At 32.3% G+C, this 19,945-nt stretch carries 26 protein-coding genes; 7 read left to right on the top strand and 19 right to left on the bottom strand.

The genetic code is table 11. From position 1 onward, the window contains the following. Nucleotides 1-14: 14 nt before the first annotated feature. From OQH62_RS05485 to OQH62_RS05515, 7 genes are read left to right on the top strand one after another with little or no spacing between them, the layout of a single operon-like run. Complete coding sequence (locus OQH62_RS05485; protein WP_266014948.1) at nucleotides 15-950, top strand: NAD-dependent epimerase/dehydratase family protein; 936 nt, start codon at nucleotides 15-17, stop codon at nucleotides 948-950. Nucleotides 951-961: 11 nt separating this feature from the next. Then, nucleotides 962-1,264: a hypothetical protein gene (locus tag OQH62_RS05490; protein ID WP_266014950.1), complete on the top strand. Its 303-nt coding sequence runs from the start codon at nucleotides 962-964 to the stop codon at nucleotides 1,262-1,264. A gap of 20 nt (nucleotides 1,265-1,284) precedes the next feature. Beyond that, on the top strand, nucleotides 1,285-1,785 hold the full coding sequence (locus OQH62_RS05495; RefSeq protein ID WP_266014952.1) for an FkbM family methyltransferase: 501 nt from the start codon (nucleotides 1,285-1,287) through the stop codon (nucleotides 1,783-1,785). A 6-nt stretch (nucleotides 1,786-1,791) separates the two neighbouring features. After that, nucleotides 1,792-2,811 carry a dehydrogenase gene (locus tag OQH62_RS05500; RefSeq protein ID WP_266014954.1) on the top strand — a complete coding sequence of 340 codons (1,020 nt, stop codon included), beginning with the start codon at nucleotides 1,792-1,794 and terminating at the stop codon, nucleotides 2,809-2,811. A 36-nt stretch (nucleotides 2,812-2,847) separates the two neighbouring features. After that, nucleotides 2,848-4,161, top strand: a complete 1,314-nt coding sequence (locus tag OQH62_RS05505) for a hypothetical protein (RefSeq protein ID WP_266014956.1) — start codon at nucleotides 2,848-2,850, stop codon at nucleotides 4,159-4,161. Next, nucleotides 4,158-4,763, top strand: a complete 606-nt coding sequence (locus tag OQH62_RS05510) for a D-sedoheptulose 7-phosphate isomerase (RefSeq protein ID WP_266014958.1) — start codon at nucleotides 4,158-4,160, stop codon at nucleotides 4,761-4,763. Before OQH62_RS05505 ends, OQH62_RS05510 begins: the two co-directional genes overlap by 4 nt. Continuing rightward, nucleotides 4,751-5,437, top strand: coding sequence for a nucleotidyltransferase family protein (locus OQH62_RS05515; protein ID WP_266014960.1), 687 nt, complete (start codon nucleotides 4,751-4,753; stop codon nucleotides 5,435-5,437). The genes OQH62_RS05510 and OQH62_RS05515 overlap by 13 nt, the downstream gene beginning before the upstream one ends. Nucleotides 5,438-5,441: 4 nt before the next feature. Here OQH62_RS05515 and OQH62_RS05520 read toward each other — a convergent pair whose 3' ends face one another. The 19 genes from OQH62_RS05520 to OQH62_RS05610 all read right to left on the bottom strand — a co-directional run bounded on the left by OQH62_RS05520 (nucleotide 5,442) and on the right by OQH62_RS05610 (nucleotide 19,944). Beyond that, nucleotides 5,442-5,963 carry a cysteine hydrolase family protein gene (locus tag OQH62_RS05520; RefSeq protein ID WP_266014963.1) on the bottom strand — a complete coding sequence of 174 codons (522 nt, stop codon included), beginning with the start codon at nucleotides 5,961-5,963 and terminating at the stop codon, nucleotides 5,442-5,444. 2 nt (nucleotides 5,964-5,965) lie between these two features. Then, a complete protein-coding gene (locus tag OQH62_RS05525; protein ID WP_266014968.1) occupies nucleotides 5,966-6,712 on the bottom strand; it encodes a tRNA 2-thiocytidine biosynthesis TtcA family protein in 747 nt (248 codons plus the stop codon). Further along, complete coding sequence (locus OQH62_RS05530) at nucleotides 6,709-7,395, bottom strand: 5'-methylthioadenosine/adenosylhomocysteine nucleosidase (RefSeq protein ID WP_266014971.1); 687 nt, start codon at nucleotides 7,393-7,395, stop codon at nucleotides 6,709-6,711. The genes OQH62_RS05525 and OQH62_RS05530 overlap by 4 nt, the downstream gene beginning before the upstream one ends. Then, on the bottom strand, nucleotides 7,392-8,267 hold the full coding sequence (locus OQH62_RS05535) for an ACP S-malonyltransferase (protein ID WP_266014975.1): 876 nt from the start codon (nucleotides 8,265-8,267) through the stop codon (nucleotides 7,392-7,394). The genes OQH62_RS05530 and OQH62_RS05535 overlap by 4 nt, the downstream gene beginning before the upstream one ends. 47 nt (nucleotides 8,268-8,314) lie before the next feature. Continuing rightward, on the bottom strand, nucleotides 8,315-8,863 hold the full coding sequence (locus OQH62_RS05540; RefSeq protein WP_266014978.1) for an FKBP-type peptidyl-prolyl cis-trans isomerase: 549 nt from the start codon (nucleotides 8,861-8,863) through the stop codon (nucleotides 8,315-8,317). Nucleotides 8,864-8,873: 10 nt separating this feature from the next. Then, nucleotides 8,874-9,809, bottom strand: a complete 936-nt coding sequence (locus OQH62_RS05545) for a tetratricopeptide repeat protein (protein ID WP_266014981.1) — start codon at nucleotides 9,807-9,809, stop codon at nucleotides 8,874-8,876. A gap of 3 nt (nucleotides 9,810-9,812) precedes the next feature. Next, a complete protein-coding gene (pal, locus tag OQH62_RS05550) occupies nucleotides 9,813-10,313 on the bottom strand; it encodes a peptidoglycan-associated lipoprotein Pal (protein WP_266014984.1) in 501 nt (166 codons plus the stop codon). A gap of 77 nt (nucleotides 10,314-10,390) precedes the next feature. After that, nucleotides 10,391-11,599, bottom strand: a complete 1,209-nt coding sequence (tolB, locus tag OQH62_RS05555; protein WP_266014987.1) for a Tol-Pal system protein TolB — start codon at nucleotides 11,597-11,599, stop codon at nucleotides 10,391-10,393. A 23-nt stretch (nucleotides 11,600-11,622) separates the two neighbouring features. Next, a complete protein-coding gene (locus OQH62_RS05560) occupies nucleotides 11,623-12,399 on the bottom strand; it encodes a TonB C-terminal domain-containing protein (RefSeq protein WP_266014990.1) in 777 nt (258 codons plus the stop codon). Continuing rightward, nucleotides 12,400-12,789, bottom strand: a complete 390-nt coding sequence (locus tag OQH62_RS05565) for an ExbD/TolR family protein (RefSeq protein ID WP_266014992.1) — start codon at nucleotides 12,787-12,789, stop codon at nucleotides 12,400-12,402. It lies immediately after the preceding gene. A 1-nt stretch (nucleotide 12,790) separates the two neighbouring features. Further along, the gene (locus OQH62_RS05570; protein ID WP_266014995.1) at nucleotides 12,791-13,342 is read right to left on the bottom strand and encodes a MotA/TolQ/ExbB proton channel family protein; all 552 of its coding nucleotides are present in this window, start codon (nucleotides 13,340-13,342) and stop codon (nucleotides 12,791-12,793) included. Beyond that, complete coding sequence (gene atpC, locus OQH62_RS05575) at nucleotides 13,339-13,734, bottom strand: ATP synthase F1 subunit epsilon (protein ID WP_266014997.1); 396 nt, start codon at nucleotides 13,732-13,734, stop codon at nucleotides 13,339-13,341. The genes OQH62_RS05570 and atpC overlap by 4 nt, the downstream gene beginning before the upstream one ends. A 3-nt stretch (nucleotides 13,735-13,737) precedes the next feature. Beyond that, nucleotides 13,738-15,135, bottom strand: a complete 1,398-nt coding sequence (atpD, locus tag OQH62_RS05580; protein ID WP_266014999.1) for a F0F1 ATP synthase subunit beta — start codon at nucleotides 15,133-15,135, stop codon at nucleotides 13,738-13,740. A gap of 24 nt (nucleotides 15,136-15,159) precedes the next feature. Further along, nucleotides 15,160-16,038, bottom strand: a complete 879-nt coding sequence (gene atpG / locus OQH62_RS05585) for an ATP synthase F1 subunit gamma (RefSeq protein ID WP_266015002.1) — start codon at nucleotides 16,036-16,038, stop codon at nucleotides 15,160-15,162. Nucleotides 16,039-16,046: 8 nt separating this feature from the next. After that, on the bottom strand, nucleotides 16,047-17,552 hold the full coding sequence (gene atpA / locus OQH62_RS05590) for a F0F1 ATP synthase subunit alpha (protein ID WP_266015005.1): 1,506 nt from the start codon (nucleotides 17,550-17,552) through the stop codon (nucleotides 16,047-16,049). A gap of 11 nt (nucleotides 17,553-17,563) precedes the next feature. Beyond that, entirely contained in the window at nucleotides 17,564-18,088 is a 525-nt protein-coding gene (locus OQH62_RS05595; RefSeq protein WP_266015008.1) for a F0F1 ATP synthase subunit delta, read from the bottom strand. After that, complete coding sequence (locus OQH62_RS05600; protein WP_266015011.1) at nucleotides 18,088-18,591, bottom strand: F0F1 ATP synthase subunit B; 504 nt, start codon at nucleotides 18,589-18,591, stop codon at nucleotides 18,088-18,090. The genes OQH62_RS05595 and OQH62_RS05600 overlap by 1 nt, the downstream gene beginning before the upstream one ends. A gap of 10 nt (nucleotides 18,592-18,601) precedes the next feature. Further along, nucleotides 18,602-19,027, bottom strand: a complete 426-nt coding sequence (locus tag OQH62_RS05605) for a FoF1 ATP synthase subunit B' (RefSeq protein ID WP_266015014.1) — start codon at nucleotides 19,025-19,027, stop codon at nucleotides 18,602-18,604. Between the two features lie 71 nt (nucleotides 19,028-19,098). Beyond that, nucleotides 19,099-19,944, bottom strand: coding sequence for a ParB/RepB/Spo0J family partition protein (locus OQH62_RS05610; protein ID WP_266015017.1), 846 nt, complete (start codon nucleotides 19,942-19,944; stop codon nucleotides 19,099-19,101). Between the last annotated feature and the right edge of the window lies 1 nt (nucleotide 19,945).

Raw genomic sequence — 19,945 nt, forward strand, 5'->3', positions numbered from 1 at the left:
TTTAAAGGAAAAAGATGACAAAGATTTTAGTAACAGGAGGAGCTGGATATATAGGCTCTATTTTAGTTTCAGCCTTGCTTGAAAAAGGCTTTAAGGTAAGTGTGATTGATAATTTATTTTTTAATCAAGTTCCACTTTTAAGTTTAGCACACAATAAAAACTATGAGTTCATTTTAGGAGATGTTTTGGACAAATCTTTGCTTGAAAAAGAGGCTAAAAAAGCTGATATTATAATACCTCTTGCTGCACTTGTTGGAGCGCCCCTTTGCAAAAGAAGTCCAAAACTTGCAAGAATGGTCAATTTTGAACAAATTAAAATTCTTAGCGATTGCAGCTCTAGCTCTCAAATTTTCATCTATCCAAACACAAATAGCGGCTATGGCATAGGAGAAAAAGAAAAAATGTGTGATGAAAATTCCCCACTTCGTCCTCTCTCACAATATGGCAAAGATAAGGTTGAAGCTGAAAACTATCTTTTAAATAAAGGCAATGCTGTTACTTTTCGCCTTGCCACTGTTTTTGGAAGCTCTTTAAGAATGCGTCTTGATTTGCTTGTAAATGACTTTGTATATAGGGCGTATAAAGACAGGTTTATTGTGCTTTTTGAAGAACATTTTAGGAGAAATTTCATTCATATAAGAGATGTGGTTAAAGGTTTTCTATGGGGTATAGAGCACTATGAAAAGATGAAAGGAGAAGCTTTTAATATGGGTTTGAGTTCAGCAAATCTTACAAAAAAACAACTCGCTTTAAAAATCAAAGAATACCTACCTGATTTTTACATTCATTCAGCCCAAATAGGAGAGGACCCTGACAAAAGAGATTATTTGGTGTCTAATGAAAAACTAGAAAAGACAGGTTGGAGTGCGGAAAATACTTTGGATATGGGTATAGAAGAACTTATTCGTGCTTTTTCAATGATGAAAGTAAGCAATTTCGCTAATGTTTAAAAGGAGAATCGATGAATCAAGAAGACATTATATCGCTACAAAAAGCTTTAGAACGCCTTTTACATCAAATACAAAACCATCAGCAAAGTAAAACGCCTATCTATGAAGTCAAAAAACTTTTAAGTGAAGCGAGTGCAAAAGAAGATTTTGAATTTAAAACAAAAGTGCTTGAAAATTTAGAACTCTTAAATTCGGCTATTTGCGACCCATTGGGACTAGGAAAATTAAATCTAATGCTTAAAAATGCACGCGTTCCAAAAAAATACTACGACATTTTTTATGAAATGTTGGGGGGGGGAATCAAGTTTGTATAGATTGTGGAGCCCACGCGGGATTGATCAGCGATATTTTACTTCATTGCGGGGCTTTTGTGTATAGTTTTGAACCAAACCGCTATTTAAATTTCTTTTTGAAGAAAAAATATCAAGCAAACACAAAGATACAACTTTTTAATAAGGCAGTAGGACATAAAAATTTCTACACTCAATTCTTAACCTTTCAAGGTCGCATTCTCTCACAAGGAAACCGCATAGTCTCAAGTCTGCAAGATAAAGAAACAAGTGAGGCTTATGAAGTAGAAGTGATTGATTTGTGTGAGTTTATTGAAACGCTTTTAGAAAAGAATGAGAGTATTTATTTTTTAAAACTTGACATTGAAGGGGCTGAATTTGAACTTATGGAAAAACTAATACAAAAAGGTTTGTATAAAGCCATCAAATACATAGCGTGTGAAACACACGAATATATGTTTGAAGAGTCAGAAAAAAAACTCGCAAAGATTTCGAATTTGATTAAAAAACACAAAACAGACAACATCTTTTTAGATTGGGTTTAAAGCAAGATGAAAATCATAAGAACAATGACACCTTTAAGACTTGGTTTAGCCGGTGGAGGTACGGATATAAATCTTTACTGCGATACCTATACAGGCTATGTGCTTAATGCGACCATTTCAAAATATATCCATTGTACATTAAGGATTACAAATAACAATACCATTGTCTTTTGCTCGCCTGATACCCATTCAAAAACAAGATACCAAAGCAAAGAAATCTTAGAACTTGATGGCACTATGGATATTTATAAAAGCATTTATAATCGTATTGTAAAAGATTTTACTCAAAAAGCTTTAAGCTTTGAACTCTATACCTATTCTGATGTACCTAGTGGGAGTGGGCTTGGAGGAAGTTCGACTTTGGTTGTTGGCATTTTAAAAGCATTTGTAGAGTGGCTTCATCTGCCTCTAGGCGAATACGATATAGCAAAACTTGCTTATGAGATCGAAAGAGAGGATTTAGGAATAGTTGGAGGCGCACAAGATCAGTATGCTGCGACCTTTGGTGGTTTTAATTTTATGGAATTTTACAAAGACAAAAGAGTTATAGTCAATCCTTTACGCATTCGCAATTGGATAATGAGCGAACTTGAAGAACAAATCGTGCTGTACTTTACAAACATACAAAGACAAGCAAAAGATATAGAAGAACACAAAAAAGGAAGATTAGGAGATAAAAAAAGCTTAGAGGCTATGCATTCGATAAAACAAGATGCAAGCGATATGAAAGAGGCTTTGCTTAAAGGAGATTTTAAGAATCTGGCACGAATTCTAGGCAAATCGTGGCAAAGTAAAAAAATCATTAGTGATATTGTCAGTAATGATGAGTTAGAACGAATTTACAATCTCGCCGTAACACACGGTGCTTACAGCGGAAAAACAAGTGGAGCTGGGGCTGGAGGGTTTATGTTTTTTATGGTTGAACCGACAAAAAAATACGAACTCATCAAACTTCTAAACGACCAACAAGGTTGGGTTGAAGAATTCTCATTTACAAAAGAAGGATCAAAATCTTGGACTCTTTGATTTGCTTTAAAAAACCATACTATAAAAAGGAAAAAAATGCTTCAAAAACAAAAAATATATCTTGTTTCTTTTGCTGATCAAAGATTAGGCATTAGTGCGCTAAGATTTCAACAACAAGCCCAAGCTATGGAAATTTTTGATGATATTTTCATCTATACAGAATCAAGCTTGCCTTTGAGTTTTAAAGAAAAATTTAAAGACAAATTGTATGTTAAAAAAGATAGCGGACAGGTTTTTCACTACAACGCAGGCAAATCAAGTGGTTTAAATGATTTGGTACCGAGTCGTGGTTTTGGGTATTGGTGCTGGAAGCCACAAGTGATTTTAATGGTTTTAGAACAGATTTTAGATGGTGATTTGCTCTTGTATTTAGATATAGGCTTTGAATTTAATACAGAAAAAAAAGATGAATTACAAGCAATGTTTGAAAAAGTCAATACAAATGAATTTATGGGAGTTTTACACAATATAACCCATAGAAAATACCAAAAAGGTGATACTTTAGCCTATTATGGACTTTTAGATGATGAAGAATTTTTAAATTCAAAGCAAGTTGCAGGAGGAATGATTTTTATGAAAAAATCCCTCAAAACTCAAAAAATCATCACAGAATGGCTTGAAATTTTTACACATCATTATAATTTTGTTGATGATAGTCCTTCTTGTCTTCCTAATAAAGACTTTGAAAAAAATTTGCACGACCAATCCATTTTAGGCATTTTAGCTTACAAATACAAGATAGCTAATTTTGGCGTTGAGTATTATGATGATCGCTTTAATAAGCCTTTATTATGCAGACGCAATAAAATTTATCTCTCAAATAATGTCAAAGAAACAAATTATTTCTCTTCTCTCTTTACAATTTTTCAATCAGGACATTCAACTGTCCACGTAGACAATTTCTTAAAAAAATACAAAGCTTTGGAACAGGATTCTAAAGAATTATCACTTCTAAAAGCCTCAAATTCTCTTTATAGTGCAAAAAATGCAATTATCAATCACCTTTCATATCAGCTTGGTTTTGCTATGGTGCGTCATTCAAAAAGCCTTTTAGGACTTCTCAAACTCCCTTTTCTTTTACTTTGCTTAAAGATAGCTCATCAACACAGGCAAAAAATTTTCAAAGAACAAGGATTGCATTATAGAACACTAGAAAAATTAAGTGATTACAAAGAGGCTTTAAAAGTGCAACAGCACCTCTCCTATCGACTTGGCTCTGCTTTAATCAAAGATTGCAAAGGAAAAAATTTTCTAACAATGGGGGGGGGTATTATGAAATTTCTTTTTTGCAGTCTGCCTAGGATAAAAAAAGAATTCAAAAGAAACAAAAGTGCTAAAGGAAAAGAATGAAAAAAATGAACTTGTATATTCAAAATCAAATCCAACAATCCATACAAACAAAACAAAAAATTGTCCAAGATGAAAATTTGTTAGCTCAAATCGAACAAGTTGCGCAAAAATGCATACAAGTCTATAAAAGAGGTGGCAAAACCTTACTTGCAGGAAATGGTGGTTCAGCAGCCGATGCCCAACACATTGCAGCAGAATTTGTAAGCAGGTTTTATTTTGACAGAGCTGCCTTAACTTCCATAGCATTAACAACAGACACAAGTATCCTTACTGCTATTGGAAACGACTATGGTTATGAAAGAATCTTCGCAAGACAGCTTGAAGCAAATGCAAACGAGAGTGATATTTTTATAGGAATTTCAACAAGTGGCAATAGTAAAAATATCATTGAAGCCTTAAAATTTTGCAAACAAAAAGGAATTTTTTCTGTTGGTTTGAGTGGTTTGAGTGGCGGGAATATGAGTGAGTTATGCGATATTTGCATTAAAGTACCATCAAATGAAACCCCACGCATACAAGAAAGTCATATTGTAATCGGTCATATCATTTGTGCAATAGTTGAAGAAGCACTCTTTGGTAAAGGCTTTGAATGCAAAGTATAGTTTTAGCTGGTGGATTTGGTACGCGACTCAAAGAAGTACTCCAAAACACTCCAAAACCTATGGCAAGAGTTGCAAACAAACCTTTTTTAGAATATATCTTAGAACACTTGAAAAGCCAAGGAATAAGTAAAATCGTACTTTGTGTATGCTATGAAAAAGAACAGATTATGGAATATTTCAAGGAGAATTTCAAAGGCTTACAAATTGTTTATAGCATAGAAGAAAAACCACTTGGAACAGGCGGGGCTGTTAAAAAAGCCTTAGAATTTATTGATGATGAAAAATGTTTTGTTTGTAATGGCGATACTTTTTTTGCTATTTCTTTGAAAAATCTCCAAACAGACAAAGACTGCAAACTCTGTTTAGCTTTAAAAAAAATGTATAATTTTGAACGATATGCAAATGTTATCATTGATAAACAAGACTTTATAAGCTCTTTTAAAGAAAAGCAATTCTGCAAGGAAGGTTTTATCAACGCAGGAAGCTATCTAGTACAAAAAGATATTTTTGAAAACTTTAATTTGCAAGAAAATTTTAGCTTTGAAGAATTCATACAAACACATTTTAAGACTTTAAAAGCTAAGGCTGTGGTGTATGATAATTTTTTTATAGATATTGGAGTGCCTGATGAGTATTTTTTAGCTCAAACTCTCTTTAATCAGAACAAATTATAGAGCACTAAAGAAGCTCTACCCCATAAGAAGCTAAAAGAGCAAAAGCAGAATTTTGCAAGCTTTCATCAAAACTTGTCGTTAAGTTTTTATGCAGAATGAATTTTGTTTTAGGCAGGGCATTAAAAGCTAAAATAAGAGTATGAAAAACACAAATATGCGAAATAAGTCCGCAAAATTCTATTTCTTCATATTCAAAATCTTGTAAAAAATTGGCTAATTCTAAACTTCCAAAAGTATTTTTATAAAAAATCTTTGTAGCCTTTTGTAAAAAAGGTTCAAATTCATTGGGCATTTGCCAACCTTGTGTGTTTTTTTGACAATGTAAAGTGTATAAATGTTTGCCTTCTCTACTTTCAAAATATCTCTCATCGTGAGTGTCAAAAGTGATAAATAAATGTGTTGTTTGAAAATCAAGACTTGAAAGTTTTTCTAAAATGTTTTCTTTAATGAGCTTTGCTTTTTGAAAACCTAAACTTCCATCAATAAAATCATTTTGATAATCAACAAGCACAAAAGCTTTTTTCATTCTCAAGTCCAAAAGCTTTTATGATGTACATTAGCAAATGCTGTTTTTAAACTTGTAAAAAGCTTGGTATTGTTTTGTTCTAAATCATATAAAAGCTGTTTGGCTTCTTCTCTAGCGTGAGGAAATTTGACATTTTTTTCACTTAAACGCATACCCGGACAAAATTCATTGCCTATAACTTCAAGTTTATTAAAATTAACGCTGTCTCGAAGTTGCCTTTCACGTACAAAAATCAAAGGGCGTATAACAATCACTCCTCTTTGACTCTTATAAATAGGAGCCAAAGTTCTTAATGCGCCATTATGAATAAAATTCATAAAAAAACTTTCAGCCGCATCATCTAAATGATGAGCTATGGCAAGTTTGTTAAAACCTTTCTCAAGTGCATAAGTGTATAAAGCCCCGCGTCTCATTCTTGAAAAATAACTGCAAAAACTAGAGTTTCTTCGTATAGTATCACCTGAAATTTCATAAATATTTGAGTCTAAAATGTGATGTTTTATGCTGTGCTGTTCGCAATGTGAATGAAGTTTTGAGTAATCCTCTCCCATACCATAACTTAATGTTACAGCTTCAAAATCAAATTGAAAAGGTGCGTGTTTTTGCATACGACTTAACAAATGAGCTAAAGTTAAAGAATCTTTTCCTCCACTTAAACCCAAAAGCACTCTATCACCATTTTCTATAAGCTTAAATTGTGCATTTGCCTGTGCAACTTGACGAATAAGTTTCTTACTTAGCTGTATCATAATTTTTCACACATTTTTAAAACAAAATGAGCAGAAGTCTTTGCCGAATGAACTACAAATTCATCAAAATCAATTTCAGCTTTCTCTCCAGCCTTATCACTAATAGCCCTCAAAATAAAACAAGGTATTTTTAAGGCATCACAGACTAAAGCTACACTTGCGCCTTCCATTTCACAAGCATCAGCATTGAAAATTTGACGAATTTTTGCTTTTTTACTTTCATCACAAATAAACTCATCTCCTGTTGCTATAATCCCTTCCTGCAAGTTTTTTCCTAATTCTTTAGCAACTTCCAAAGCTAAAGAATTAAGCTTTCCATCTGTTTTGATAAAAATTTCATTACCCGGAACAAAACCCAAAGGATGTCCAAAAGCACTAATATCTAAATCATATTGAACAAGCTTACTTGCATACAACAAATCACCGATTTGCAAGGAAGGATTCAAAGCACCAGCAACACCTGTAAAAAGTACATTTTGGGCTTTGAATTTTTCTATCATTACACTAGCACTTAAAGCTGAATTTACTTTTCCAATCTTTGAATACGCGATGATAAGTTCGTGTTCTTTATATGAAGCAAAATAATAGCTGTTATTCGCATAATCTAATTTTTTATAATCCTTGCAAAATTCAAGTAAAGGAGTGATTTCTTCTTGCATCGCACCTAAAAGAGCTATTTTCATTTTGCAACCTTTAAAAATTCATCGATTTCATTATATTGAGTTAAACTATAAGTCGGTTTGGAGCTTATTTTTTTGTTAAGACCTTTAAGTACATTTGCACCAAATTCAACAAAACAATCTACTTCATCTTGTATCGTTTCAATACTTTGTCTATAAAGCACAGGTGAGATAAGCTGCAATCTAAGCAACTGCAATGCTTCTTCTTTGCTTGTATAAGGCTTAGCACTCACATTTGAAACAACCGGTTTAAAATTCGCATTCAAAACCTTTTCAAGCTCTATGCAAAGTTTCTTTGAAGAATTTTCTAAAAGTGGGCAATGACTTGCTACATTCATTTTTAAAAGCATAGTTTTTTTTGCACCTGCTTGTTTAAACTTCTCTTCAAAACTCAATAAGTCATTTTTCAAACCAGCTACAACAACTTGCCCTTTGCAATTATAATTTGCTGCAAAAATACTTTTACCATCGCTGCGCGCTTGATCACAGAGTTCTTGAATTTTTTCATCATCAAGTCCTAAAACTACCATCATCGCAGCTTCAATATCAACACAATCCTCTTGCATAAAAATTCCACGTTTATGAACTAGATTCAAAGCATCAAAGAAAGAAAAAGCCTCGCTTACACACAAAGCTGTAAATTCACCCAAAGAGTGGCCTAGCATACATTTTACTTCTATATTTGTTTCTTTTTCACATAAAGCAAGATAGATCATAAGAGAATTTAAAACTATGGCAGGTTGTGTAAATTCGCTTTTATCAATATCTTCATTTGGCTCAAAAAGCAAATGTTTAAAATCTATTTTACATATTTCACTTGCGTTTTCTAAGAATTCTTTTGCTTTCAAAGAGTTCTCATACACATCCTTGCCCATACCAAATCTTTGAGAGCCTTGACCCGGAAATAAAAACGCACAAGTCATTAATGACAACCGCAACCGCCGCCGCCACAACAACCGCCGCTGTGATGATGTCCGTGCCCACTGCCACAACCGCAACTATGACTTCCGGCTATAATTCCTGTAAGAATTTCATCTTCACTTGCGGCTCTACTTTCTACAATATTTAAAGAAAAAAGCAAATCACGTCCAGCATAAGGATGATTGTAATCAACAGTAACATCGTTTTCATTGATTTCTTTGACACTTACACGAACGGTTTCTCCGTTTTCACCTTCACCAAAAAGCTCCATTCCAACTTTAAGTTCAATCCCTGCAAATTGTTCTTTTGGTAGAGTTTGCACGGCATTAGAATCATATTCTCCAAGCCCTTTATCTTTTTTGATTATAATATCAGCATTGCTAGGACAATCAAGCTTCATAATCTCTTCTTCTAAGCCTTCTAAAACCTGTCCTTTTCCAAGTATAAAAGAAATAGGCTGTGCATAAAGATTTGTTTCTAAAACTTCATTCGTATTTGCATCTTTAAGCTCATAAAACATTGAAACTACACTATTTTTTTCTATTGCCATTTGTACTCCTTTATTTACGATTTGGCGAAGCTTTTGCTTCTGGGGAATCTGAATAATTTGTCTTTAAAGCCTTATAAAAATTATTGGCACTTTTAGTATCACCTATTTTGTCTAAGGATATAGCAGTATGATATAAGAGTTTAGGAAAATAATCTCCTTTAGTACTCATAGAAGAACTTTGCTTATAATACTGAATAGCCTGATTATAATTTTGTTGCTTGTATTCTATCTCACCAAGCCAAAAAGTTGCCCTTGCTGGTTTATAATGTTTTTCTATAAGAAAATGCAGTTTTGCTCTTGAATCTTGAAATTTGTCATCGCGAAAATCTTTCAATGCTAGATCCAAAATTTCATTATGTTTTTTCTTTTTCCAACTCTCATCATTGAGTTTTTCTTGCTGCTTAGTATCACTTGTAAGATTTTGTTCTAATGTAGCATTAACATCATCATTAATATGATTGAAAGCTACGAGAGTATTAAGAGTTTTATTTTCTAATTGATCTTTAGAAACATAATCTGCATTAATAGAATCAACTAAAGAACTCAATTGTGCTAAAACAGCTTTAAATTGCTTGTTATTAGCTTCTTGAATTTCTTTATTTGCTTGAATCGAATTTCGAAGATTTTTGAGTTCTTGAGTTATATTATTTTCACGAATTTCACTAAAAGTTTCAAGTTGAGTTAATCGAGAATTTGACTTAGAATATTGAGAGTTAATTCCCTCAAGCATACTTTGCAAACCTTCTATTCTTTCATTTAATTGATTTATTTTAGCATTCAGCTGAGAAGAAGTATCATTTAAAGAATCTAATTTTTGTTTGAATAATTTTTCATTTGAAGTCAAGCCATAAGCAGAATCACTTGTTAAATTCCCTGCATCAAAAGCAGAATCTTCTGCGTAGAGTAAAGTAGCTCCAAAAAGAGCTACTACAATGAGTTTTTTCATTAATTATCTTGCTAATTTAAATTCTGCACGACGATTCTGTGCATCACAATTTTTTGTTTTTTCAGTGCACACAGGATTTGTTTCTCCATAACTTTTTACACTAATTCTATCAGCATTCACACCTTGAGCTATCAAAGCCTCTTTAACAGCTTTAGCTCTTTTTAAACCTAAAGCTTGATTATATTCATCTGTTCCCCATTCATCGCAATTGCCTTCAACAGTGATACCTACACCAGCTACTTGTGTGTTGAAGATAGAAGCATTTGTATTGATTACTGATTGCATATCAGATTTAATATCAAATTTATCAAAGTCAAAATACACTTTTGCTAAAGTGTCATTGAGTCTGTTGATTGTAGAATCAGCACCTCCAAAAGAATCAGCACCTCCAGTGCCACGATTGGAATCAACACTACTATCACTACTCACACTAGCACTCCTTGTACTACAACCACTGATAACAACTGCAAGAATTGCAATTGAAGCAAAAAGAATTTTTCTCATCGAACAACCTTTCAAAGTTAATATATCAGTCAGCATTATAACTAAATTTTAATTAATTGAAACCTAAAATTGAATTTTTACCAATCAATAGATTGAATCTTTCCGACTTTCAATGGAAAATAAAAAGCTTTATTTGCATTTACGCGAATAACACCTAAAGCACTCTGTTGTCCTAAATATTTTATAAAAACTATACTTCCTCCATCACTTGAAAATCGAGGAAATAAATTCTTGCCATTTGCAGTAAGTTGCCTGATATAATCAGCATTCATCGACATTAAATAAATATTAAATACTCCAACTTGATTTGATTCACGACTAGAATACACTAAGAAATCTTTATAAGTAGAAACTGCTGAATTGTTCTTTCCGTGAAAAACAATCTGTTGAGCTGAAGCACTATTTAAATCTTGAAGAAAAATGTTTGGATAGCCTAAACGATCACTCACAAAAACAATTTTGTCCTGTTTCTCTCCTATAAAGTTTGCGTTCACATCAATACCTGAATAATTAGTAAGCTGGGCAAGGCTTTTAAGATTTATATCATACAGATATACATCAGGCTGGTCTTTTGGAGCCATAGTAATAAGTAACTTATCTGCATCTTCATTGACATCGCTGGCTACAATCATACCTGTACTTGAAAGAATTTTTGTTGCTTTGTTAGCATTTAAATCATAACGGTATAATGTTGGAACCTCGTGATCATAAGCAGTATAATAAAACATTGTCTGACTTTTATTTCCCCATTTAGGAAATAAATTGAGCCCTCCATCAATCACCACTCTTTGATATGTTAAAGTATAATCAGTCATAATAATTTGACTTCTTTTGGACAAATTTGTCCTTGAAATAAGAATTTTATGATCCATCCATTCAACAGGTGCAAGTCCTAAAAAATTGACAGATTCTTTAACACTTTTATGAGCTAAAAAAGGATACTGCGCAACATCGTTAATAGTATAATTTTGATTTGACTTTTCTATATCTGCTGCTTTAATTTTTACATTGAGATTAAGTTTTTCAGCATTTTTGTTTAAAGTATATTCAAAAGTATAGTTTGATTCCTCATTCGCCTCGCTTACAATTTCAAAATTCGAACTTACTTTTAAATCATTAACAATTATATTATAAAAACTTCTTTGTAAATTCACATCATTTAAATTTGAATTATCTTTTACTATAATTTTTGGAAGCACTACTCCGCTATTGACAATATCAATCACAGGATCTTCAGCCAAAAGAATTCCAAAAAAAACTGACAAGAATAGTAAATTTTTTTTCATTATTTCTCCTTGTTATTTAAACATTATTGCACAACTGCACTAGTTTTTAAATCATCTCGTAAATTCATTGTTATATTTAAAGCCTGTCCTTTTGGTGGATATGCTATAAACTTTCCTTTTTGGCTTTCTAAAAATTCTGCAACTTTAGCATCATAAAGAGCATTGTTGCTTTTTTCTACTGAAGTATAACTAAATTTTCCCTCACTATCAATAACAATTTTTACCTTAACAGCAATTTCATCATTAGGATAATACTGTTTCCAACGTTCAGTAATAACTCTTGTAACCCTTCCTAAAAACTCATCATAAATCCCGGATTTTTGACTTTCAAAGCTTTCACCACTAGTGTGTATCTGGCTTGGAATGAGACTATCATTGAGTTGTTTTACAAGCTCACTAGCGCTAAGAGAAGAGCTTTTATTTGCAGATTGTGCAGAAGATTGTACCTTTGTATCCTTTTCTTGTTGAATGTCTTCTACAGTACCAAAAAGAGCATTAAAATCTGTTGCCTCTTGTTGATAAGTATCAGTTTTTACGGCTTTATTTGTAGTCTGTTCAAAAAGTTTTTCTATATCCAGCTCTTGCTTAGAATTGAGAACTTTATTAGTGTTATTTTGAACAATAATTTTTTTTGAAGGTGCGCTTAATTCAATATCAATAACATTATCTTTTAAATCTGTATATTGTAAAGCATTTTCATCAAACAGAACAAGTCTAAAGAAAACAAAAAGTACAACAAAAAAATACATTCCTAATGCAAGTAAAAAAGAACTTACATTACTTAATCCATCATTTTTCATCTATTCAGTTTGCAAAGCAACTTTAGTAAAACCTAAATTCTTAATACTTCTTAAAACAAAAATCACATCATCATATTGCAAAGTCTTATCAGCTCTAATAAAAACGGGTTCTTTGGTATCAAATTGGAATTTTTTTTGAGCTAAATTGTCAGCAAAACTTATAAAATCATATTTGTCTTCATTAAGAAAAATTTCTTTTTTAGCATTAATTGTAACAATGAGACTTTTTATTGTAGGAGAGCTTGCAGTTTGTTGAGAACCTTGAGGAAGATTAATACTCTCTTGATAGGTAATGCTTGGAGCTGTTACCATTAATATTGCAAGTAAAACGAGCATAATATCAACCAAAGGGGTAATATTGAGCTCTGGTTTTTCATCATCAAAAGGCATTTTAAACTTTCGTTAAAACTTTAATCTCACTATCGATAACACTTAAGAGTTCAAAGGCTTGTCTTTTTATAATGAGATGAAAAGTATAAGCAGGTATAGCGACTAAAATTCCACAACCTGTTGCCACTAAAGCCTCACTGATTTTTGGAGCAATAATACTTAGAGAATTTTGCGTACCAAGTCCTGCAAAAGTTTCTAAAATAGAAATTACAGTTCCAAAAAGTCCTATAAAAGGAGAGGTAGAAGCAACTATACTCAACCAAGTAAGCCCCAAAGAAGCTCGACGAGAAGCTAAATTTTTATAAATTTCTAAATTTGTAAAACTCGTATCTGTACATTTTCTTAGAAGAGAATCTGTTTTACTAATATCTTTTTCACCCAAAAGCAAAGTTTCTAAACTCTCTTTTTCTTTCCTTTTCCAAGCAAGTAAAAAACTTATTCGAGAAAAAAGTATAAAAAAGGAAAGAATAAAATAAATAGAAAGCCAAAGCAAAACAAGATAAGTAATAAAACTTGAATTGCCGAAAAAAGAAAAAATTGATTCAAAATTCATTTACTTGCCTTTACTAAAGCATCAAATTTTGAAAAAGTTACAGCTAAGCCAACATTATCAACACCCATAGAACGAATTAAATCTTTAGCTTGTTTAAGGTTTTTTTCTATTTCGCTTTCACTAGAACCAGAAATCCAAACTGCACCCTTAGCCAAAATACTAACTTTGTCCTCATCAATTTTTGCGTGCCCAGAATCAACAGCTATTAACTCGTGCTTCAAATCAGCTCTTTCAATATCAATAAGCCCGGCTTTTAAAGAACTTAATAGCTTTGAATGTCCTTTTAAAACACCGAATTCTCCTTCACTTCCGGGCAAAGTTACCGAACGAATGTCTCCTTTATAAATCAATCCCAAAGGAGTAACAAGCTCAAAAGCTATTAAACCATTCATTGTTTAGCCTTTAAGTTTCTGTGCTTTTTCTATAGCTTCTTCGATATTTCCAACCATATAAAAAGCATTTTCGGGTAAATCATCATATTTACCATCTAAAATTCCTTTGAAACCGGAGATAGTTTCCTTAAGACTAATATATTTTCCGGGACTTCCTGTGAAAACTTCAGCCACAAAGAAAGGTTGAGAAAGGAATTTTTCAATTTTTCTTGCTCTTTCAACAATAAGTTTATCTTCCTCGCTCAATTCATCCATACCTAAAATAGCGATAATATCTTGTAAATCTTTATATTTTTGCAAAACAGACTGAACACCACGAGCGACTTTATAATGTTCTTCACCGATAATATTAGGATCAAGCATTCTTGAAGTTGAATCAAGAGGATCTACTGCCGGATAAATTCCTTTTTCTGCAATAGCTCTGTTTAAAACAGTCGTAGCATCTAAGTGTGCAAAAACTGTCGCTGGAGCCGGATCTGTCAAGTCATCTGCTGGAACATAAACAGCCTGAACTGAAGTAATAGAACCTTTTTTTGTAGAAGTAATTCTCTCTTGAAATTTTCCCATTTCACTTGCTAGAGTTGGTTGGTATCCAACAGCTGATGGAATTCTTCCCAAAAGAGCTGACATTTCAGAACCTGATTGAGAGAAACGAAAAATATTGTCAATAAACATCAAAACATCAAGCCCCATTTCATCTCTAAAATATTCAGCCATTGTAAGCCCTGTCAAAGCTATACGATTTCTAGCTCCCGGTGGTTCATTCATTTGTCCATAACAAAGAGCCACCTTATCCAACACATTACTTTCTTTCATTTCATTGTAAAGATCATTGCCCTCACGTGTTCTCTCACCCACACCTGCAAAAACTGAATAACCGCTATGCTTAAAAGCAACATTATGGATAAGCTCCATAATAACAACAGTTTTACCTACACCAGCACCACCAAAAAGTCCAACTTTACCTCCTTTAGCATAAGGAGCAAGCAGATCTACAACTTTAATGCCTGTCTCAAAAATTTCACTTTTTGTGCTTTGTTCTTCAAAAGTCGGAGGATCTCTGTGTATAGCCCATTTTTTATCAAAAACAAGCTCTTCGCCTTCATCAATAAGATCACCTGTTACATTAAAAATTCTGCCTAAAACTTTTTCTCCTACAGGAACACTGATAGGGTTACCTGAAGCTTCAACTTCAAGTCCGCGGACTAAGCCATCTGTCATATCCATAGCAACAGTTCTTACCCTACTATCTCCCAAATGAGCAGCAACTTCTAAAACAAGCTTATATTTTTTACCTTCATTCTCAAAATTAACGAACAAAGCTTCATTGATTTGAGGCAAATAGTCATTAAAATCTACATCAACAACAGGACCCAATACCTGTGAAATAAACCCTTGCATTCTTCTTTTCTCCTTAAAATTTACTTATTTTATAGATTCAACACCACTAATAATCTCAATAAGCTCAGTAGTTATGGATTCTTGTCTTGCTTTATTATAGATGAGATTAAGTTGCTTTACTCTTGCTTTTGCATTATTGCTTGCATTATCCATAGCTTGCATTCTTGCACTGTGTTCAGCTGCCAAAGAATCAATTAAGGCGTAGTACATATTGTATTCAAAATATGTTTTCATCAAATCTTCCAAAAGCTCTGTCCCTTCGGGTTCAAATTCTAAAGCAGAATAAGAACCATCATCAATATTCTTAGGTTCGACAGGAATTAATTGATTTATTTTCAATTCTTGAGTAATCATATTTTTATAACCATTGTGTATTAAAATAACCTTATCTGTCATCCCTTCTAAATAGTCTTTCACCGAAGCTTGAATGACTGTACAAGCTTTTTCATAATCAGGACTTGAAGAAAGATGAAAATACTTCTCTATAAGTGGTATTTTTTGAAAATCAAAATATTCAATCCCTGTTTTTCCTATAGCCCTTAAACGCACATTGATATTTTGGCTTGTAAAGTCTTGTAATATTTCATTTACAATTTTAAGTGTTTTAATATTAAACCCTCCGCAAAGCCCTTTATCTGCAGTAATAAAAATAATATCAACATTTTTAATCTGTTCTTTTTTACAAAAGAAAGTTAAACGAGAATCATTAGAAGCAATTTTGTTGATTTGCAATGAAATTTCACTAAGCATTTCATCAATTTTTTGAGCATACACCTTTGATCTTTTAGCTGCTTCCTCTGTTTTTTTCAATTTAGCAGTTGAAACAAGTTTCATAGCATTAGTAGTTTTTTGTGTATTATGAACGCTTCGGATTTTTCTTTTAATTTCTTTTAAATTAGACATAAAAGACCTTATAAATGATTAACTTTAAATTCATTAATAATTTTTCCGATTTTCTCTTCTAAATCAGAATCTAAAGCTTTTTTTAGACGGATTTGTTCAAAAACATCAGGATATTTTGCCTCGATAAAAGGATAAATACCTTGCTCAAACTCTTTCACTTGCGATACTGCAATATCATCTAAATATCCTTTAGAACCAGCAAATATAAGAACAACTTGTTTTTCAGGTGCTAAAGGAGAATATGGCGGTTGCTTTAAAAGTTCAACCATTCTTTGTCCTCGTTCCAATTGAGAACGACTAGCCTCATCTAAATCACTAGCAAATTGCGAAAAAGCTTGAAGCTCTCTATATTGAGCTAAATCAAGTCTTAAATTTCCTGAAACCTGTTTGGTCGCTTTGATTTGTGCAGCACCCCCAACACGGGAAACAGATAAACCCACATTGATCGCTGGACGAATCCCACTATTAAACAAATCTGTTTCAAGAAAAATTTGTCCGTCTGTAATTGAAATAACATTAGTAGGAATATAAGCTGAAACATCACCTGCTTGTGTTTCTATAATAGGCAAAGCCGTTAAACTTCCGGCACCCAACTCATCATTGAGCTTACTTGCCCGCTCTAAAAGCCTTGAATGCAAATAAAAAACATCGCCCGGATATGCTTCACGACCGGGAGGCCGTCTAAGAATCAAAGACATTTCACGATATGCCACAGCGTGCTTACTTAAATCATCATAAATAATTAAAGCGTGTCTTGCATTATCTCTAAAATACTCACCCATAGTAACACCTGTATAAGGAGCAATATATTGCAAAGCAGCAGTATCACTAGCACCAGCATTAACAACAATAGTATATTCCATAGCTCCGTGCTCCTCAAGTCTTTTAACAACTTGTGCCACAGTGCTTTGTTTTTGTCCTATAGCTACATAAATGCAAATTACACCTTGTCCTCTTTGTGCTATGATAGTATCAATTGCAACAGTAGTTTTACCTGTTTGTCTGTCACCAATAATAAGCTCTCTTTGTCCTCTTCCAATAGGCACAAGAGCGTCAATCGCTTTAATTCCGGTATGCAAAGGCTCATGAACGCTTTTTCTAGCCATAATCCCTTTTGCTTTTTCTTCTATAAAACGATATTCATTCGTAAGAATAGGACCCTTTGCATCAATAGGCTCTCCTAAAGCATCTACAACACGACCAATAAGCTCATCGCCAACAGGAGCTTTTAAAAGCTTTCTCAGTCTTTTTACAGAACCGCCTTCTTTTAAATCGATACCCTTACCTAAAACAACTATACCAACGCTACTTTCTTCTAAGTTTAAAGCCATACCTTTTTCGCCGTTTTCAAATTCAACCATTTCTCCAGACATAATATTTTTAAGACCATAAACTTGAACAATTCCATCAGCAACAGAGATGATCTTTCCTGTTTCTTCAATTTCTAAATTCAAATCAAATTCTTCAATTCTCTGTTTAATTATGGAACTAATTTCATCAGCTTTAAATTTCATTATAAAACTCCTTAAATAATTTTCAACACAAATTCAGTCATTTTTTCTTGAAGCATTTTAGCAGAGAAAGATATTTCATACCCTAGTTCTTCTAAAGAAATTTTTACTCCGTCATTATGAGTGATTTGATTTGTTAATTTTATTTTGACATTAAATTTTGTATTAAGCTTAGACTCTAATTTTTCAAGAGTTGCTTCATCTAAAGGCTCTTTGCTAAAAACCTGTCCTAAAAAAAGATTTTCTTTAAGAGATTTTTGTTTTCTTAACTCTTCAACAATTTCTGGAATACAAATAAGCCTTGAATTGTAAGTTAAAATTGTAAGAAAATTAAGAAAATTTTGATTAGATTTTTCAAAAAAAGATTGAAGCAATTCAATTTTTTTTTCTTTTTTTATTTGATTTGATTCTACAATAGTTTTAAATTTAGGAACAAGAAAAGCTGAATTAAGAAGCGATAAATTAGTATAAAATTCATCAAGATCTACTCTTGTTAAAAGAGCTTGGACATATTTTTTAGCGATTAAATGTCTATTCATTATGAAACCTTTTTCATCATAATTTCAACAATATCGTGTTGTTGTAACATAAAACTTTCATCTGAAAAAATCGTATCAAGAGCCTTTGAAATCACTTCTTTTTCCATTTTACGGAGTTCATACTCTTTATGTTCTTCAAAATGTCTTTCCAACAAACTGCATTCTTCTTGAGTTTGAATTTGTATATTATGTACAAGAATCTCTGCTTCTTTTTTTGCTAAAATGAGTGCTGCAACTGAATTAGCCTTTGCTTCTTCAAGTTTTTTTAGAGTATTAAGCTTCTTTGTTTTACTTTCTAAAAGCCTTTTTTGAATCTCATCAAGCTTTGAAGAAATTCTTATTATACGATTTTTATAAAAACTCTTTAAAGATGGAGCTGTAAAATAATACAATATTGCTATAAAAATCAAAAAATTAACAGTTCTTGGAACTATATCATAATCTGATGAAACACCAAAAAGAGAGAGAGGATATAGAAATAATAGTAAAACTGATTTTCTCATAAATGTAACCTCAAATTCGTTTCATATTGTTCTCTAAGAGTTGTCGCAATTCTGACAAATGATCTGCAAGATATTCTTGCAACTCTTGTTTTTGTGCAACTAGTTCTGTATAAAAACTTCCCATTGCACGATCTAATTCGTCTTTTTTATTTCGTAATATTTTCTCTGATTCTTCTTTAGCTGCATTCACAGCATTCTGTTTAATTCTGTGAATTTCATCTCTTGTATCTGTATGAATTTTTTCAAGCTCCTCATTCACATCAAACATTTCTTGTGAATTTTCTTTCACTTTATTTTCATCGTTTCTTATAGAATCATCACGCTCATCCATAAACTGCAAAAGAGGTTTATACAACATAGAATTTAAAATTGCTATCATAGCTAAAAAAATTGCCATAGTAGCAAACATTATAGAAAAATGCATATCTTCAAACATAAAAAAACCCTTTCAAGAAAACGAATAAATGATAAAGCTTTTTATTATATCATTTGAAGTTAAAAATTTAATTAAAACGAGTTTAGAAATTGAGCTAATTTCTTTATTTCATCAATACTTTTCAAACGAATAACTAATTCTTGTTTATTGTTTTTACACTCAAAACCACATTTATTTAGAATTTGTTTCAGACCTTTCATTTCATATTCGAAATTGACATCATCTGAAGCAAGACAGTCTTTAACTTTAAGTTTTTGAACAATTTTTTCAGTCTCTCTCACGTTTAATTTCTGCCCAAGAATACTATCTACCACTAATCCTTCATCGTTTTTATTAAGTCCTACCAAAACCTTAGCGTGTCCTTGCGAAATTTTCCCTTCAATAATAAGTTTTTGCGTTTTTTCATCTAAATGTAAAAGTCTTAAAGTATTTGTTATTTGCGTTCTTGACTTATGAATAAGTGAGGCTAAACTTTCTTGTGTGATTTTATGTTCCTCTATTAAATTTTTATACGAATGAGCTAGTTCAATAGGGTTCAAATTCTCTCTTTGTATATTTTCTATCAAAGCAAGTTCTCGTAATTTTTCCTCTTCAACATCGCAGACTAAAGCTGAAATATATTTCAAACCTATGATTTTGCTTGCACGAAGTCTTCTCTCTCCAGCTACTAAAATGAAAAAATTGCCTTTTTTTAACACTATAATAGGCTGAATAAGTCCATATTTTTTTATGGATTGAGCAAGTTCATTTAAAGCTTCTTCATCGAAATGCTTTCTTGGTTGAAAAGGATTTGTTTTAATTTTATCGATAGCAATTTCATTAACTTGATTTTTATCAAGTCCAAGCTCCTTGCTATACACCTCATCCATGTCGCTTAAAAGTCCGCTAAGTCCTTTTCCTAAACCACCTTTTTTCATT

Origin of the sequence: Campylobacter sp. MIT 21-1684 (genome assembly GCF_026241315.1) — a bacterium.
In the GTDB taxonomy this organism is placed as follows: domain Bacteria; phylum Campylobacterota; class Campylobacteria; order Campylobacterales; family Campylobacteraceae; genus Campylobacter_D.